Consider the following 16776-nt stretch of genomic DNA (forward strand, 5'->3'; position numbering starts at 1 on the left):
CCCCCTCACCTAGACCATCGGTACTCCGCCAGCCGGGGACGCACACCGATCAGCGTGAGCGCGATGATGATCACGCCGGCCACCGGCAGGACGCCGTACCAGCCCTTCGTCCCGCCCTTTCCGTCCGCGACCGCGGAGCGGAACGCGGCCCGGTGCGCCTCGATCAGCGACTGGAGGGACTTGTCGTAGCGGACGTAGTCCCCGGCGGCGCCGTCGTGCGCCGCGACCGCCTGGGCGCGCTGCCCGGCGTTCACGAGGTCCCGCATCCGCCGGTCGTTCGCCTGGAACCGGCGGTACTCCTCCAGCACCTTGACGAGCGCGCCGCGCTGCCTGTCGTCGGTGGAACGCGACGCCTCCGTGCCGAAGAACCCGAGGAACGGGACCTTTCCCGGCTCGAAGTTCAGGCCCTTCTGCACCGCCTTGTTGTACTCGTTCAGGTTCCCGGCCTTCAGGTACAGGACGGTCTGGGACTTGCTCAGGAACACCTGCTCGTAGGCGTCCGCCCGGGTGGGGTCGATGAGGTAGCGCGTCTCGTCGGCGTTCGCGCTGTTGCTGATGGCGCGGGCGCGCGACAGCGCCAGGATCGAGTCGAAACCGTCGGCCTTGGCGTCCCGCAGATGGTTCGCCTGCCCGGACAGCATCGTCGCGCTCGCCCCGACCAGGACGAGCGTGAGGAGCGTCGCGAGGGCCAGCGCCGGGTTCAGCAGCCGCCGGAACCGCACCGCCATGAACACCTGGAGGCCGACCAGCGTGATCAGCAGCAGCACGCCCGTGACGAGGATGAGCGCGCGCCCGTTCAGGACGTCCGACCGCCGGTCCTCGTAGGTGTGCCGGACGAGGGTGCCGTTGTCGAGCGTCAGGTTGTAGGCCTTGGGCAGCAGGTCCAGCTTCATCAGGTCGGTCGCGGCGCGGTACTGCCGGACGACGTTCTCCGGCGGCGCCCCGGAGGTGTGCCCGGCCCGCTGGTCGAGTTCGAGGGCCTGCGTGGCGAGCCGCTCGTACCGGCCGAGCGCGTACAGGAGCTCGCGCGCGGTGTTGTCCTCGGTGTCCTCGTCGGCGAGCTTGGCGGCCTGGAGCAGCGCCTTCCCGGCCTCCGCGCGGCTGTGGTCGTAGGCGGCGAGGGCCCGGTCCCGGCCGCCGCCGGGGGCGTTGCCGATGAGCAGCGCGTCGGCGAGCTGCGCGTCCATCTCGGTGAGCTGGAAGTACAGGTCGCCGGTCGCGACGACCTGCGGACCCGCGTCGTACCCGATCACCCGGACGCCCTCGCGCGCGCCCGCGACCGCCCACCACGCCGCGCCGAGGAGACCGAGCAGCAGCACGATCACCAGCGCGGTCAGCGTCCGGACGCGCGCGACGACGGTGCGCGGCAGCGCCCGCGCGAGACCCGTCCGCGCCGGCGGCGGGGTGCGCCGCGGCCGGATCGAGGACGGCCCGCGCCGGGCGGGGGGCGCGCCGGCCGCGGTGGGCTGCGTCCCCGTCGAGGGCGGCTGCTGAACGGCGGTCATGTCGCCTCGCCTCGTGTGAGCGTGATGGTGGTCCAGGCGCCGATGTGGATGCGGTCGCCCTCGGAGAGCGGGACCTCGACGTTGAACGGGATCGGGGCGGTGGACCCGTTCAGGAAGGTCCGGTTCATGGAACCGGGGTCCACCAGCGTCCAGGTGCCGTCCGGCTTGGCGAGCAGGACGGCGTGGGTGTGCGAGACGCCCGGGTCCTCCGGGGGCTCGCGCATGTCGATCTCGGGCGGCTCGGGGCGGGACGCGCTGCGCCGCCCGATGCGGATCTCCGGCTTGGCGAGCGGGATGCGCCGCTCCGGGGCGTAGGGCGGGAACGAGAGGGACGCCGAGTCGGGGCCCTCCTCGGCGATGACCGCGTTGTAGTACTCGCGGTCGGCGATCACCACGGCCGTCCACGTCACCGTCCCGTCCGGCACCGGGGCCAGAACCGGATTCGGAGCCGAAGCGGGGTTCGAAACCGGAGCCGGAGACGGAACCGGCGTCGAGGGCGGTGTCGAGGCCGGGCTCGGCGCCGGGGCGGGCGGCGGCGTCGGTGCTGCGGCCGGAGCCGGTTGCGCAGGGGTCGGCCTCCCGCCGCCTGTGGCGAAGTCGTAGCCGCACGCCTCGCAGAACCGGTCGCTCGCGGGCGTCCCGCAGTCGGGGCACGGCGTGCCGCCGGGCTGGGGCATCGCCTGGGTCGGGACGCCCACACCCCCGCCCCCGCCGGACGGGACGGACGGGGCGGGCGCCGCGCCGATGCGCTCGCCGCACAGGTCGCAGTAGTCGTCCGACCGGGAGGAGTGGCCGTTGGGGCAGATCGCCATGCTCAGCCCTCGCCCCGCCGGACGTGCACGGTCTCGTCCCGCCGCGTGTGGACCTCGTTGTGCCGTGTTCTCACGGTCTTGGAGGAGCGGGTGTCGAGTTCCATCTCGTCGGCCTTGTCGATCTCGCGCTTGAGCCGGACGGTCCCGGTGGCGGGGTCGATCACGTCCACGACCTTGCGGAGCATCGATGTGATCGCGTCGTTGCCCGCCTCGTCGGCCAGCACGACCGCGCGGCCGAGCCGCGCGGTGGCGGTGTCCAGGTCGCCGTCCTTGCGGGCCTGCAACCCCTCCTGGATGACGGCGGCGAGTTCCGCCTGGCCCGTGTAGTGCGCGACCCGCGCGTTGATCCGGGTGGACTGCGCCTCGTCGTCGGTCCACTGCGCGAGCACGTTGCCGGTCGCCAGCGGCGCCGACTCTCCGCCGGAGGCGTCCGGCACCACCAGCTTCACCCACGCGGCGCGCAGCTCCCGGCCGACGTCGCCGGGCGGGACCTCCACGCACAGGTGGTAGTCGCGGCTCTCCGCGCCCCACGCGCCGAGCGGGTAGTCGCCCGCCTGCGGGCCGCTGTCGACGCGGCGTCCGGTGAGATCCTCCACCGAGGGCATGACCTGCTTGACGAACCGCAGCTTGGCGGTCTGCGGGGTCTGCACCCGCAGCACCACGTCGGCCACGGACTTGCCCATCGCCGCCCGCGTCATCGCCTCGAAGTCGGCGACCAGCCCGGCGGGGTCGGCGACGATGTCCACACTGCCCAGCAGCGCCGAGGAGATTTTGCGCAGCTCGGCGACCTCCCAGTCGGTGCCGACGCCGCGGCAGTCGCACACGAACCGTCCCGCGCAGCGGAACAGGACCGAGTCCAGCTCCTCGGCCGTCTCGTGCTGGTTCTTGCCGTCGGTCAGCAGGATCGCGTGCCGGATCGCGCCCTGCCGGTCGTCGAACAGCTGGTCGGCCAACCGCAGCCACGACCCGATCGCGGTACCGCCGGAGGCCTTCAACCGGCTCAGCGCGTGCTTGGCCAGACGCCTGCTCTCCTCATTGGCCGGGACCAGGCCCGGCTGCTGCGGATACACCATCGCGGCCGAGTTCGACCCCGACACGACCGCGAACCGCACGCCGTCGCGCAACGTGTCGATCGCGGTCTGCGCCGCCGCGATCGCCGCGCGCAGCTTCGTGTCGGGGTAGGACATCGACCCCGAGGTGTCGATGATGATGACCTCGGACGCGTCGGTGACGGTGGGCGCGGCGGTGGCCGCCCCGTCGGCGGCGGTCGCCTCCACCGACACGATCGCGTGCACCTCACGGCCGCCCTCGGGCAGGAACTTGTTCTGGTCGATCCTGATGCTGAAGTTGGGGTGCTGGCTCATCGGTGCTGCTCCGTGCTCTGTGTCGGAAGGGCGGGCAGGACGGGGATCACGGCGACCGTGATGTTGTCGCGGCCGCCCGCGTCGAGGGCGTGGCGCACCAGCGTCCGGGCCGCGCGCAGCGGATCGGCGGTGGGATCGGCGGCCGGGCCGGCGGAGGTGGCCCCGTCGCCGGGGGCGGGGCCGCCGGCGTTCGAGAGCAGCCCCGCGAGATCCGCCGCCTGCGGGAAGTAGTTCCACAGGCCGTCGCTGCACACCAGCAGCGTGCCCGGCCCGGACGGCCGGAACGCGCGCACGTGCGGCCTGACCTCCTCGGCGTCGGCGCCCAGCCAGGCGGTGATGACGTGCGCGTTCGGGTGCGCCTCCGCCTCGGCCTCGGTCAGCGCGCCCTGCGCGACCATGATCGCGGCCCACGAGTCGTCGTCGGTGAGCTGCCGGGAGCCGTCCAGGTCCACGATCTCGACCGGGCCGGTCCCCTCGGGCTGGGTGTCGCCGGTGTCGAGGTCGGCCATGGCGAACTCGGCGGTGTCGGGCCCGTCGTCGCCGTTGCCCCCGGGCGGCGCGGGCTCCCGCGCGGCCAGCCAGTAGGCGCGGCTGTCGCCGACCCAGCCGACCGTGAGCACGCCGTCCCGTGTCACCGCCGACACGTACGTGCATGACGGCGCCTCGGACGGGGACTCGGCCAGCGCCGCGACCGCCTCGGCCGCCTTCAGCGCGGCGGCGCGGGTGGCCTCGGCCGGGTCCTCGCCGGAGTCCAGCCGCGCGGCCAGCTCGGCGGCGCCGGTGTCGGCGGCCGCGCGGGAGGCGTCCTCGGGACGCAGCGAGGAGCCGACGCCGTCCGACACCACGGCCGCGATCCCGGCGGAGTGGGTGAGCAGGGCGATGGCGTCCTCGTTGCGGGGATAGCGCAGGCCGCGGTCGCTCGCGCCGGCCGCGACGAGCCGCCGCGCCCCGGCCGCGGTCCCGTTCGCGGTCGCGTTCGCGGGCGGCGCCGCGTCCCGCGCGGGGAGCTCGATCTCGACGTGGTCGCGGTCGACAGGCTGGCGGACTCCGCAGTGCTCGCAGTAGCCGTCCTCGGCGATCGCCGTCCCGCCGCACTGCACGCAGTGCGCGGCGGCCGCCGCGCGGCGGCCGCGCGACGACGTGGAGCTCTGCTTGATCGTGGCGCCCGCGCGGGCGGCGGGGCTCGGCGCGGGCAGGGCGAGGCCGGACGTGCCGTCCGGCTCGGTGTCGTCCAGCCGGTGCCCGCACTCCTCGCAGAACTTCTCCCCGGCGTAGACGATCTCACCGCAGCTCGGGCACGCCAGCTCGGCCGACTTGGTACTCGCCTGGTCATCGGTCACAGCAGCGTCCTCGGGCGTACGGCGTTGGCGGCGTCGATCAGCACACGGCTCTCCTCGCGTTTGTGGGACAGCCGGGCCAGCCGCCGGTAGGTGCTCTCCAGCGTCGCCCGCAGCGGCGCCTCGGCGAGGTTCTCGCCGAGCAGCGCCCCGCCCTGCGCCCCCGTGCCGGGTCCGGGCCCGACGACCAGCCAGTCGAGCGCGGCCTCCAGCACCTCGGCGGCGAGCCGGTCGGCGTGCTCCCCGTCCAGGCCGAGGCGGCCGAGCCGGTCGCCCGCCTCGACCAGCTCGGCGGCCGTCAGCTCGTGCGGCTGCCGGCCGCGCACCGTGGTCGCGATCGCCGCGACCTGCGCCGGCACGTACCGGATCGAGATCTTGGGGACGGATTCGAGCGCGGCGATCGCGCCCTGCCGGTCGCCCGCGGCCAGGTGCACGCGCGCCAGGCCGAACGCCGCGTTGATGTAGCTCTGGTCGGTGCGCCACACCAGCTCGTACAGCCGGACGGCGTCGGCGGGCGCGCTCCGCTCGCGACAGTAGGCGAGCGCGAGCTTCGGCGCGGCCTCCCCGGGCAGCAGCCCGTACAGCCGGTCGAAGCGCGGCTCGGCCTCGGCGAGCCGGCCCTGCGCGAGGATGGCGACGGCGCGGTACCACTCGACCCGCCAGTCGCCGGGCAGCTCCTGGTCGAGCTCCGCCAGCAGCTCCTCGGCCTCGTCGAACAGCTCCATCTCGATCTTGGCGCGGGCGAGCGCGAACCGCACCTCGGGCGTGTGCTCGGGCGCGCCCGCGACGGCGGCGGCGAGCTGCGCGGGCTCCAGCGCGGTCAGCCCCCGCAGGAACCCGGCCATGGGGTCCGTCCTGACCACCAGCGGCGCCGGCAGCGCGACGGCGGCCTCCCGCGGCGGGACGGGCGGCAGCGCCGGTTCCGGCCCCTCCGGGACGTCCGGCTCGCTCGGGTCGCCCGGGGTGCCGTGCCCGCCCTTGACGAGCGTGTCGCCCGCCGCGAACCGCTCGGGCCCGAACAGCCCGGACGGCTCGGGCCGCGGCTCGCCGTCCTCGGTGGCGAGGATCTCCCGCAGCACGCCGGTGAGCTGCTCGGCCATCTCGGCCGCGTCCTGGAACCGCTCCGCCGGCCTGCGGTGCGTCGCGCGGCGCAGGAACCGGTCGTAGGACTCATACCGGTGCAGCAGCTCCACCTCGGAGCGCGGCGGCAGGCTGTCGACGTACTTGCGGGTGTAGCCCTTGAACGGGAAGCTCAGCACGGCCAGCGCCCGGCCGACCGTGTACAGGTCGGAGGTGATCGAGGGGCCGTCGTCGGCGATCTCGGGGGCCTGGTAGCCGATCGTCCCGTAGATGGCGCCGTCCTGCCGGGTCAGCCGGCGGACGCCGCCGAGGTCGATCAGCCGCAGCTGCTCCTCGGACTGGATCACGTTGTCGGGCTTGAAGTCGCAGTAGACCAGGCCCTGCGTGTGCAGGTAGTCGAACGCGCGCAGCACCTCCAGCGCGTACGCGATCGCCTGCGTGACCGGCAGGCACTGCTCGCCGAGCTCGCGGCGCCGGTGCAGCAGGATGTCCTTGAGCGACTGCCCGCCGATGTACTCCATGACGATGTAGCCGTCGCCCGCGTGCTGGACGAAGTTGTAGATCTGGACGATGTTCGGGTGCTTGACCTCGGCGAGGAAGGCGCGCTCGGCGGCCGCGGCCTCGATCGCGTCGGCGTCGCCGCTGTCCAGCAGGCCCTTGAGCACCACCCACCGGTCGCTGACGTTCCGGTCCTTGGCGAGGTAGATCCAGCCGAGGCCGCCGTGCGCGAGGCAGCCCAGCACGTCGTACTGGCCGTGGACGAGGTCGCCGGGGGAGAGCTTCGGCTTGAAGGAGAACGCGGCGCGGCACTTGGCGCAGAAGCCCTCGGTGCGGCCCGGCCGGTCGCCCCGGCTGCGCCCGACGGGCTCGCCGCAGTTGCTACAGAAACGCTTGTTCTCGGCGACCTGCGGGTCGCTCATCACGGCGCTGGACGGGTCGCGGTAGGGGACGGGCGGCACCTCGACGAGCCCCTCGCCGAGCCGGCCGCGTCCCCTGGACGACCGCGAGGACCCGGTGCGGGTGCTGCCCGTCCGGTAGGTGCCGCCGGTCGACGTGCTGCCCGAGGTGTACCCGGACGTGCCGCTGGACGTGCCACCCGAGGTACCGCCCGAGGACCCGGACGTCTGCGAGGGCGGGGAGCCGCAGGTGTCGCAGTAGCCGTCCACGATCGTCCCGGCGCAGCCGGGCCGGCCGCACTTGTCCGACACGGGCCCGCTCGACGCCGGGGCCGGTCTGGCCGCGGGCACGGCCGCCGGTGGGGAGCCGCATCTCTCGCAGTAGCCGTCGACGATCGTGCCGCCACAACCTGGAACAGAACAGACAATCGGCGCGGACGAGGCCGCGGGGGCCGATGCGGCTGACATGCCGCATTTGACGCAGAAGCCGCCGTCGATGGTTCCGTCGCAGCCCGGCGTCGCGGTGCACCGACTCATCGTTCCGCTCCTTTCGTCCGTGTGGTGATGGCCTGTTGGTAGTCGGACAGGGTCACGGTGGCCTTTCGCAGGTCACAGGGGGAGGACCAGAGCAGCCCCCGGGCATGCTCGTACAGTTCCGCGAGCTCGGCGTCCTCCGCGAGGCCCAGCCTCGCAGCCTTCACGCGGTACCCCTCCAGCCGTCCGCGCAGCTCCTCGCGCCGGTCGAGCAGCCCGCGGATCACGCCGGCGGTCTCGCGCGCCTCCGCCAGCGCCGCGCGCGCCGCCCGCTCCAGATCGGCGACCCGGCCCGCGAGATCGCTCCAGTCGCCGCCGCGGCCGAGCGTGGCGAGCCGCCGGTCCAGCCCGGCCGAGGCGGCGGGCAGATCGGGGAGCACGGGCGAGGCGATCTTTTCGAGGACCTCGTCGCGGTGGGCGGCGGCCGCCGCCTCCGCGGCCCGCACCTCGTCGAGGAGTCCGCCGACGGCGCGCAGCCGCTCGTCGAACCCGGAGCGCAGCCGCTCGGCCTCCTCCAGCCTGCGCCGCGCGTCGCCGAGCGCGGTGTGCAGGTCGTCCAGGCGCGCGGTGTCGGGCTGCCCGTCCCGCGCCATCGCCATCGGGTCGGAGCGGACCGTCGTGCCGGCCGCCGCCAGCTCGGCGGCCAGCCGGTCGAGCTCGGGGTCGGGCGCGCCGAGCGCGTCCCGCAGCGACACCGCCGCGCGCCGCTCGGCCTCCACCTCGGCGAGCCGGGACAGCAGCGCAGACCAGACCGTGTCCAGCGCGGCGACCGCCCGCGCGGTCTCCTCGTACAGCGGCGTCATGCGCGCGACGACCGCCTCCAGGGTCAGCTTCTCCCCGGACGGGTCGGCCAGCAGCGTCCGCCGCTCCAGCGGGACCTCCTCCACCGGCAGCTCCACCGAGGGGCCCGAGAGCAGCCACGTCAGGCGCGCGAGGTCGGTCTGCCCCGGGCGGGAGTGCCGCGTCCGCAGTTCCTCGGCCGCGCCGAGCGCCCGCCCGTACAGGTCGAACAGGGCCCACATCGCGGACATGCGGGACTGCACGGTGGCCTGGACGCGCCGCGTCGCACCGTCCACCGCCGCGCCCTTCAGCAACTGGTAGCCCTGGTGGCCCTCCAGTTCGAGCAGGGCGGTGCCGATGCGCTGCTTCTCGTCCCGCAGATGTTCGAGCGCCCGGTCGACCTCGTCCCGGTTCATCGGCGGAGTCGTCTCATTCAAGGCGGACCCACGTTCGACCCAAGTCCTTCCCCGATTCCCCCGGCAGGAGCCACTTTCGGGGATCAGTTTTCCCCATGCGCACGCACCATCTCAAGGCCACGCCCCAGGACGCACCTCCAGGCGTCCCGCTGTGTGTCATGTGACGCATTCGGGGCCCGCGAAATGTCAGTGTTCGAACGTATGATCGAACCATGGCGAACGTTGCGACGCACCCCGAGACCACGCTGTCCACCGCCGAGATCGCCGCCCTCGCGCTGTCCCTCGCGCACCTGGGCACCGGCCCCCAGGCCGCCACCGCGCGCCGCGCCCTGCGCGCCCTCGTCGGCGACGGCGCCCACGACGACGTGGTCACCGCCACCCTGGCCACCCTCACCGAACCCCTCGACGCCTCCACCGCCGACCGCGCGCGCGTCGTCGCCGCGGCCATCACCGAGCACCGCGTCGTCCGGCTCTGCTACGGCGACGCGGGCGCCAACGTCACGATCCGCGAAGTCGAGCCCGTCACGTGCCTGGTCCACCGCGACCACTGGTACCTCGTCGGCTGGTGCCGGATGCGGCGCGGCGTCCGCGCGTTCCGCTTCGACCGCGTCCTCGCCGTCGAGGCCACCGGCCTGCGCGCCCGCCCCCGCCGCGCCGACCGCTACCTCCCCTTCCAGCGCCGGACGGCCCTCGCCGCGTGATATCGCAGTCTCGGTCAGCGTGCTCGCCTGGCGGCTCGCACGCTGACCGATCTTGTGCGAGTGCGCAATCGCTTCGCGATCTTCCCGGTGGGGCTCGCCTCCGGCATCGCCCCACCGGTCAGCTACGCACTCGCGTGATCCTTGAGGTCGTCGTCACACGCGCGCCCTTGGCCCACTGCGCGGACGGCCGGCCTTCCCGGCGCACGGACCCTTCAGGGAGCGTGCGCCGGGCGTAGGCCGGGGTCGATCAACACAACCAGCTGTCGAGCAGCTTTCCGGTTTCCTGGAAGGCGTCGATGTAGAGCATGTGGCCCGACTCGATCTGCGAGAGCGTCAGCCGGGGGCCGAGCGCGGTGCGGCAGTCGACCACGAACTCGGGCCGCACCAGGTCGGCGCCGGTCGCGATCACCAGGTGGGTGGGGACGTCCGGGGGCGGCGGCAGGTGCGGCCTGGCCATCTCCGAGTGCGCGGTCACGATCGCGGCGGGCTCGTAGCGCCAGCGCGTCCGGCCGTCCTCGGCGTGCTCCAGGTGCGCGGACACCTCGTCGTCGAGCATCGCCTCAGGTGCCTCGGGCCAGCGCGCCGCCAGCGACTCCCGCGCCTCCGCCGCGTCGGCGAACCAGCGTTCGCCGAGGTACGCGCGCGCCTCGTCCCATGCCTCGGCGGGGTCGAGGCCGATCGCAGGGTCCAGCAGGACGAGCCCGCCGACCCGGCTCGGCGCCGTCCGCGCGAGGTGCACGGCGATCATCCCGCCGTAGGAGTGCCCGACGAGGTCGGCGCGGTCGACGCCCTCGGCGTCCATGACCGCGAGGACGTCCGCGACGTGCCGCTCGACCGTCCAGGGCGGCTCGTGCGGCGACCGCCCGTGCCCGCGCAGGTCGGGGGCCAGGACGAACCGGTCGGCGAGGAAGGTCTCGGCCGTGCGCCGCCACCGCGCCCCGTGCCCGGTGGTCCCGTGCAGGGCGACCACCGGTGCTCCAGAGGGGTCGCCGTAGCGGTGAACGTGCAGCGCCGCGTCCGTCATGGTCGAAGCGTAAGGGCCACCGGAACCCATGGGGGGTGTCTTTACCCGGTCGGATCTGGCCGATCTCTGTCAGGCCCTGGGCTTGGCGGAGATCGGCCTCAGGGGCGTTCCCAGCGGACGGAGCTGAGCGCCAGGAGGGCCACGTGGAGGGAGACGCAGGACTCCACGTCGTCCAGGTCGGCGTCCAGGACGCGTTCGATGCGGTGCAAACGTTCGTAGAAGGCCGGGCGGGACAGGTGTGCGAGTCCGGCGGCGACGGCCTTGTTGCGGCCGGAGTCGAGGTAGAGCTCCAGGATGCGGGTGAGGTCGCTGCCGCGCTGGGCGTCGTAGGTCAGCAGCGGCCCGAGTTCGCGTTCGACGAAGGTCTGGACGCGGGCGTCGTCGCGCAGCAGGTGCAGGAGGCCGCGCAGGCGCAGGTCGGGCAGGCGGTAGAAGAGGCGGCCGCCCGAGCCCCGGGACGCGACGTCGGCGACCTGTTCGGCCTCCATGAACGAGCGGCGGACGTCGCGGATCGAGTCGACGACCGAGCCCGCCGCCATGACGGTGTCGCCGCCGGACTGCTTGCGGATGCGGGTTGCGACCTCGGAGAGGGCCGTCTCGACGTCGGCGCGGGCGGGCAGGGACGCGAGGACGCCGACGCGGGCGTGCGGGCCGCCCTCGTCCAGCACGCCGACGAGGGCGGCGAGGCGGGCGTCCTTGCAGGCGGCGGCGGCCGTCTCGGCCAGCTGGGCCAGCTCGGCGACGGGCGGGGCCGAGGTGCCAGGGCCCCGGTGCCGCAGCACGACGCCGAGCAGCCGGCGGCCGGCGAGCGGGACGCCGAGCGCGCGGGCGCGGGCGGCGGCCTCCAGCGGGTCGGAGTAGGCGTGCGCGAGGATCCGGGCGATGATCGTCCCGTGCGCCTGGCGTTCGACGCCCTCGGCGTGCCGGTCCAGCAGGCGGCCGAGCGCGAGGGTCGTGGCGGCCCGCTCGACCAGCACGGTCTCGCGGGCGGACGGCGGGGCGCCGAGCACGATGATCAGCCGTCCCCAGTCCTCGCCGCGGGCGCCGACCATGGTCGCGAGCCAGCCGGAGGTCTCGTCGAACCCCGTGCGCTGCCCGACCCGGACGGCGCGCGACCGCGTCTCCCACGCCGACAGCAGGTCGGCCGGGTCGCCGCCGTCGGCGTCGGCGGCCAGCACCTGGTGGGACAGGTTCTCCAGCACGACCGGGTGCCCGGCGAGCGCGGCGGTCTGCCGGACGACCTCCTCGGTGGAGGCGCCCTCGACCGAGAGCTGGGTGAAGATCTCGTGGAGCTGCTCCGACGCGCGCAGCTCGGCGAACTGGTCTTGCAGGATGCGGGCGTGCACGGACTCGGTGATGTCCACGAACGCGGGCTCGTGGGCCAGCACGATCACCGGGAGGCCGTGCTCCTCGGCGGCGGCGACCAGCGCGGGCGGGAGCACGCTGGCGTAGCGGCGGCCCAGCTCGATCATGAGGCCGCTGGCGCCGACCTCGGACAGGTCGCCGATGTAGGCGCGCAGCCGGTCCGGCTCGTCCGGCAGGGCGATCCCGGTGGTGAGCACCAGCTCACCGCCGTGCAGCAGGTGCGCGATGTCGGTGACCTCGGCCACGTGCACCCAGCGGACCTTGTTGCCGGTGCGGTCGGCGCACGCGACGACGCGCGGCTTGCCGCGGCGGACCGCGTCGAGCTGGAGGACGTCGTCGAGCGTGGGAAGCATCAGCCGCGATGATATCCGCCAGCCCCGCCCCACCGGCGGTTTCGCGCGGGGGCCTCCGGCAGAACGTCAAACCTTGGGGTCGTGTCCTGACACTCTGCGGGTGTCGCGGCGGGGTCCGGCCGACCAGACTGGGAGCATGTCGGAAAACGTCACGTCAGGACACGCGGAACTGCTTCGGCGCCACAGGGCGGTCATGCCGTCCTGGTTGGCGCTCAACTACGCGGCGCCCATCGAGATCGTCGCTGGCAAGGGGAACCGGGTGACCGACGCCGACGGGCGCGGCTACCTGGACTTCTTCACGGGCATCCTCACCAACATGATCGGGTACGACGTGCCCGAGGTGCGCGAGGCGGTGGAGCGGCAGATCGCGACCGGCGTCGTGCACACCTCGACCGCCTACCTGCTGCGCGGGCAGGTCGAGCTGGCCGAGAAGATCGCCCGGCTGTCGGGCATCCCGGACGCGAAGGTGTTCTTCACCAACTCCGGGACCGAGGCGAACGAGACCGCGCTGCTGCTCGCGACCTACGCGCGGCGCAGCGACCAGGTCCTCGCGATGCGGCAGAGCTACCACGGGCGCTCGTTCGGCGCGGTCGGGGTGACGGGCAACCGGGCCTGGACGAACATCTCCTACTCGCCGCTGAACGTCCACTTCCTGCACGGCGCCGACCGGAGCCTGCCGCAGTTCGCCGGCATGACCGACGAGGCCTACATCGACGCGTGCGTCCAGGACCTGCGGCACGTGCTCGCCACCGCGACCGGCGGGGACGTCGCGGCGCTGATCGCCGAGCCGGTCCAGGGCGTCGGCGGGTTCACGATGGCGCCGGACGGGCTGTTCGCCGCCTACAAGCGGGTGCTGGACGAGCACGGCATCCTGTTCATCTCCGACGAGGTCCAGACCGGCTGGGGACGGACGGGCCAGGGCTTCTGGGGCATCGACAACCACGGCATGACGCCGGACATGATGACCTTCGCCAAGGGCCTCGGCAACGGGTACGCGGTGGGCGGCGTCGTCGCGCGGGGCGAGCTGATGGACGCCCTGCACGCGGTCGGCCTGTCCACCTTCGGCGGCAACCCGGTCTCGATGGCCGCCGCGAACGCCACCCTCGACTACGTCCTCGACCACGACCTCCAGGCTAACGCCGCCCGCCAGGGCGCCACGATCATCGGCGGGCTGGAACGTGCCGCCGGCCGCTTCCCGGTGGTCAGGCAGGTGCGCGGCAAGGGCCTGATGTTCGCGGTCGAGCTGGCCGACCCGGCGACGGGGGAGCCGAGCCCGCCGCTGGCCGCCGCGCTGATGGAGGCCGCCCGCGAGCGCGGCCTGCTGGTCGGCAAGGGCGGCCTGTACGGCAACGTGGTGCGCATGGCGCCGCCGCTGACGCTGACCGACGACGAGGCCGACGAGGGCCTCGGCATCCTGATCGCATCCCTAGAGACCGTGAACGAGGCCGCGACATCGTGACGCAGACCGGCAGGACCGACAGCAAGCACATCACCCACTGGATCGGCGGCAAGCCCTTCGACGGCGTGGCCGAGCGCAGTGGCGACATCTACGAGCCCTCCACCGGACGCGTCGCCGGGACGGTCGACTTCGCCTCCGGCGCCGAGGTGGACGCGGCCGTCGCGGCCGCCAAGGCGGCGTTCCCCGCCTGGCGCGACGCGTCGCTCACCAAGCGGACCCGCGTGCTGTTCCGCTTCCGCGAGCTGCTGACCGAGCACCGCGACGAGATCGCCCGGCTCATCTCCTCCGAGCACGGCAAGGTCGTCTCGGACGCGGCGGGCGAGGTGGCGCGCGGCCTGGAGGTCGTGGAGTTCGCCTGCGGCATCCCGCATCTGCTCAAGGGCGGTTTCTCCGAGAACGTGTCCACGCGCGTGGACGCCTACTCGATCCTCCAGCCGCTCGGCGTCGTCGCCGGGATCACGCCGTTCAACTTCCCGGCGATGGTGCCGATGTGGATGTTCCCGGTGGCGATCGCCTGCGGCAACACGTTCGTGCTGAAGCCCTCGGAGAAGGACCCGTCGGCGTCGGTGCGGATCGCCGAGCTGTGGGCCGAGGCGGGCCTGCCCGAGGGCGTGTTCAACGTCGTGCACGGTGACAAGACCGCCGTGGACGGGCTGCTCGACCATCCGGACGTGCGGGCCGTCAGCTTTGTCGGCTCCACCCCGATCGCCCGCTACATCTACGAGACGGCGGCGCGCAACGGCAAGCGCGTGCAGGCGCTCGGCGGCGCCAAGAACCACATGGTCGTGCTGCCGGACGCCGACCTCGACCTGGCCGCCGACGCGGCCGTGTCGGCGGGCTTCGGCTCGGCGGGCGAGCGCTGCATGGCGATCTCCGTGGTCGTCGCCGTCGAGCCCGTCGCGGACGAGCTGCTGGCCAAGGTCCGCGAGCGCGTCGCGAAGCTGAGCATCGGCCCGGGCGACGACCCCGAGTCCGACATGGGCCCGCTGGTCACCGCGCAGCACCGGGACAAGGTCGCCTCCTACCTCGACAGCGGCGTCGCCCAGGGCGCGACGCTGGCGATCGACGGGCGCGGGACGCCGGTGCGCGGCGGGGGCGGCGAGGGCTTCTGGCTCGGGCCGTCCGTCCTCGACCACGTCACCGCTGACATGGACGCCTACAAGGACGAGATCTTCGGGCCGGTGCTGTCGGTCGTGCGGGTCGGGTCCTACGAGGAGGCCATGGAGCTCATCTCCGCCAACCCCTACGGCAACGGCACCGCGATCTTCACCAACGACGGCGGGGCGGCGCGCCGCTTCCAGAACGAGGTGGAGGTCGGGATGGTCGGGATCAACGTCCCGATCCCGGTGCCGATGGCCTACTACTCCTTCGGCGGCTGGAAGGACTCACTGTTCGGTGACAGCCACGCGCACGGCATGGAGGGCGTCCACTTCTACACGCGGACGAAGGCCGTCACGGCGCGCTGGCTCGACCCGAGTCACGGTGGCGTGAACCTCGGTTTTCCCACCAACGGCTGACGCCCCGCTCGGTCTCCGAAGACCCGTCCTCCGAGGATTCGCCCTCCGGGGGCTCGGTCTCCGCGGACTCGACCCCCTCAGGCCCGGGCCCGGGCTCGACCGGCTCAGCGCCGGCGGGCACCGGCTCGGGCCTGCGGGCGCGGAAGGCCGACAGGGCGAGGCCGACCGCCAGGCAGGCGAACGGCATCGGCGGCACCACGTACCGGTAGTCGAAGTCGGCGCTGGCGATCGGGAACAGCAGCAGCGTCGCGGCCGTCCCCCACGCCAGCAGCACCTCCCGGCGCCGCCACCGCGCGGCGGCCAGGCCGACGGCGCCCAGCGCGAACAGGACGCCGAGCGCGGGCCCCGGCAGGAAGACCTTCTCCTGGTAGTCGATCAACCGGTCGGCCTGCGGCTGGACGACCTGGCTCGGCCGGTCGGTGCGGCCGTAGCGCATCGCGTCGGTCAGGGCCGTGCCCCCGCCGCCGAAGCTCCGCCCGGGGGTGAAGAGCTGCGGCCGGTCGGGGAAGTGGTAGAGGCCCTCGGTCCCGGGGGTCGGGACCGGCGCCCGGTCATGTGAGAACGCCATGTGGACGCCGTGCCCGACCACGTGCAGGTAGTCGCCGGGCTGGGCGAGGATCGCGCGGATGGCGAAGCTCCGCAGCGTCTTGTTGGCCTCGGGGGTGATGACGCTGCGGAACCGCTCGCGCGGCGGGATGTCGTTGCGCCAGATGAGGTGGCCCGGCGGGTCCTTCTCCGCCTTGGTCGCGGCGTCCAGGCACAGGCCCTGCTCGTCCGCGGGCGGGTCGATCTTCGCGCAGTCGGCGAACTGCGCCGTCCGCCCCCACAGGTAGATGCCGTCGGCCGTGGTCAGCCCGTACGTGCCGCGCTCGGCGTGGAACCACATCGCGTACGCGACGAGCGGCACGGCCGCCGCCACGCCGAACGCCAGAGCCGGACGCAGGTCGGGCCGGGCGCGGGGGAGCAGCCGGGGCAGCAGCCTCGGCGGGCGCCCGCGCGGCCGCAGCAGCAGGACGAGCAGGATCACCGGGATCAGCGGGGCGCCCGCCGACCGGACCAGCACCGCGTACCCGAGCAGCACCCCGGCGGGCAGCGCCGTCCACCAGACGGGCGGGCGCCACAGCAGCAGCGTCAGGCCCGCCATGATGGCGAACGTGAACAGCGCCTCGGACATCAGCAGGTGTTCCAGCTCGATCTGGTACGCGTCGTACAGGACCGGCAGGGACACGATCGCCGCCGCCCAGGCGGGCAGCCGGGCGCGGCAGAGCAGCGCGTAGATCATCACCGCGATCGCCAGCCCCATGAGGTGCTGCACGACGACGACGGCCTTCAGGCTGTGCAGCGGCTCCATGAGGCGCAGCAGGAACGAGTACCCGAGCGTCTTGCTGCCGGACGGCTTCGGGCGCAGCGCGTAGCCCATGTAGAAGTAGGAGTCGCCGGTGAACCAGAGGCCCTGCGGATAGGCGCGGACGGCGGTCCAGCGCAGGAGGGCGCCTCCGATCAGCGCCGCCGCGAACGGTCCATGGCGGAGATACGGACGAAACGCCCAGATTGCAGTAAAGGCCGCGATAAGCCGTGGGGGCACGCCCGCTCCGCCTCGATGGTTCCTCGATACAAACGATCAGCAGATGGG

12 protein-coding genes are annotated in these 16776 nt (G+C 73.6%); 3 read left to right on the forward strand and 9 right to left on the reverse strand.

Features of this window, described 5'->3' with window-relative positions; genetic code table 11:
- Positions 1-5 precede the first annotated feature (5 nt).
- The 6 genes from K2F47_RS04815 to K2F47_RS04840 form a co-directional block, all read right to left on the reverse strand.
- Positions 6-1505 (reverse strand): GlnX family signal transduction membrane protein, encoded by a 1500-nt coding sequence (locus K2F47_RS04815; protein WP_242901465.1) that lies wholly within the window; start codon positions 1503-1505, stop codon positions 6-8.
- Complete coding sequence (locus tag K2F47_RS04820; protein WP_242901467.1) at positions 1502-2317, reverse strand: FHA domain-containing protein; 816 nt, start codon at positions 2315-2317, stop codon at positions 1502-1504. Before K2F47_RS04820 ends, K2F47_RS04815 begins: the two co-directional genes overlap by 4 nt.
- Before the next feature lie 2 nt (positions 2318-2319).
- The gene (locus tag K2F47_RS04825) at positions 2320-3681 is read right to left on the reverse strand and encodes a vWA domain-containing protein (RefSeq protein WP_242901469.1); all 1362 of its coding nucleotides are present in this window, start codon (positions 3679-3681) and stop codon (positions 2320-2322) included.
- The gene (locus tag K2F47_RS04830; protein ID WP_242901471.1) at positions 3678-5021 is read right to left on the reverse strand and encodes a protein phosphatase 2C domain-containing protein; all 1344 of its coding nucleotides are present in this window, start codon (positions 5019-5021) and stop codon (positions 3678-3680) included. The genes K2F47_RS04825 and K2F47_RS04830 overlap by 4 nt, the downstream gene beginning before the upstream one ends.
- Positions 5018-7462, reverse strand: a complete 2445-nt coding sequence (locus K2F47_RS04835; protein ID WP_242902567.1) for a serine/threonine-protein kinase — start codon at positions 7460-7462, stop codon at positions 5018-5020. Before K2F47_RS04835 ends, K2F47_RS04830 begins: the two co-directional genes overlap by 4 nt.
- A gap of 65 nt (positions 7463-7527) precedes the next feature.
- Entirely contained in the window at positions 7528-8724 is a 1197-nt protein-coding gene (locus tag K2F47_RS04840; RefSeq protein WP_242901473.1) for a hypothetical protein, read from the reverse strand.
- Between the two features lie 212 nt (positions 8725-8936).
- Here K2F47_RS04840 and K2F47_RS04845 point away from each other — a divergent pair, with 212 nt between their 5' ends.
- On the forward strand, positions 8937-9425 hold the full coding sequence (locus K2F47_RS04845; protein ID WP_242901474.1) for a helix-turn-helix transcriptional regulator: 489 nt from the start codon (positions 8937-8939) through the stop codon (positions 9423-9425).
- Positions 9426-9672: 247 nt separating this feature from the next.
- On the opposite strand, the gene K2F47_RS04850 is transcribed toward K2F47_RS04845, so the two are convergent.
- Together K2F47_RS04850 and K2F47_RS04855 are read right to left on the reverse strand one after the other, a co-directional pair.
- Positions 9673-10449 (reverse strand): alpha/beta hydrolase, encoded by a 777-nt coding sequence (locus tag K2F47_RS04850; RefSeq protein ID WP_242901476.1) that lies wholly within the window; start codon positions 10447-10449, stop codon positions 9673-9675.
- A 98-nt stretch (positions 10450-10547) separates the two neighbouring features.
- The gene (locus K2F47_RS04855; RefSeq protein ID WP_242901478.1) at positions 10548-12167 is read right to left on the reverse strand and encodes a PucR family transcriptional regulator; all 1620 of its coding nucleotides are present in this window, start codon (positions 12165-12167) and stop codon (positions 10548-10550) included.
- A 193-nt stretch (positions 12168-12360) separates the two neighbouring features.
- Here K2F47_RS04855 and K2F47_RS04860 point away from each other — a divergent pair, with 193 nt between their 5' ends.
- Positions 12361-13626, forward strand: coding sequence for an aspartate aminotransferase family protein (locus K2F47_RS04860; protein WP_242901480.1), 1266 nt, complete (start codon positions 12361-12363; stop codon positions 13624-13626).
- Complete coding sequence (locus K2F47_RS04865; RefSeq protein ID WP_242901482.1) at positions 13623-15143, forward strand: CoA-acylating methylmalonate-semialdehyde dehydrogenase; 1521 nt, start codon at positions 13623-13625, stop codon at positions 15141-15143. Before K2F47_RS04860 ends, K2F47_RS04865 begins: the two co-directional genes overlap by 4 nt.
- On the opposite strand, the gene K2F47_RS04870 is transcribed toward K2F47_RS04865, so the two are convergent.
- Complete coding sequence (locus K2F47_RS04870) at positions 15079-16728, reverse strand: hypothetical protein (protein WP_242901484.1); 1650 nt, start codon at positions 16726-16728, stop codon at positions 15079-15081. The genes K2F47_RS04865 and K2F47_RS04870 overlap by 65 nt on opposite strands.
- Between the last annotated feature and the right edge of the window lie 48 nt (positions 16729-16776).

This window comes from Actinomadura terrae (assembly GCF_022751215.1).
Lineage (GTDB): Bacteria > Actinomycetota > Actinomycetes > Streptosporangiales > Streptosporangiaceae > Spirillospora > Spirillospora terrae.

Excerpts from the sequence above, each read along its gene's own strand:
- K2F47_RS04815 (WP_242901465.1), bottom strand. The coding sequence starts at position 1,505 with ATGACCGCCGTTCAGCAGCCGCCCTCGACGGGGACGCAGCCCACCGCG.
- K2F47_RS04820 (WP_242901467.1), bottom strand. The coding sequence starts at position 2,317 with ATGGCGATCTGCCCCAACGGCCACTCCTCCCGGTCGGACGACTACTGC.
- K2F47_RS04825 (WP_242901469.1), bottom strand. The coding sequence starts at position 3,681 with ATGAGCCAGCACCCCAACTTCAGCATCAGGATCGACCAGAACAAGTTC.
- K2F47_RS04835 (WP_242902567.1), bottom strand. The coding sequence starts at position 7,462 with ATGTCAGCCGCATCGGCCCCCGCGGCCTCGTCCGCGCCGATTGTCTGT.
- K2F47_RS04840 (WP_242901473.1), bottom strand. The coding sequence starts at position 8,724 with ATGAACCGGGACGAGGTCGACCGGGCGCTCGAACATCTGCGGGACGAG.
- K2F47_RS04845 (WP_242901474.1), top strand. The coding sequence starts at position 8,937 with ATGGCGAACGTTGCGACGCACCCCGAGACCACGCTGTCCACCGCCGAG.
- K2F47_RS04850 (WP_242901476.1), bottom strand. The coding sequence starts at position 10,449 with ATGACGGACGCGGCGCTGCACGTTCACCGCTACGGCGACCCCTCTGGA.
- K2F47_RS04855 (WP_242901478.1), bottom strand. The coding sequence starts at position 12,167 with ATGCTTCCCACGCTCGACGACGTCCTCCAGCTCGACGCGGTCCGCCGC.
- K2F47_RS04860 (WP_242901480.1), top strand. The coding sequence starts at position 12,361 with ATGCCGTCCTGGTTGGCGCTCAACTACGCGGCGCCCATCGAGATCGTC.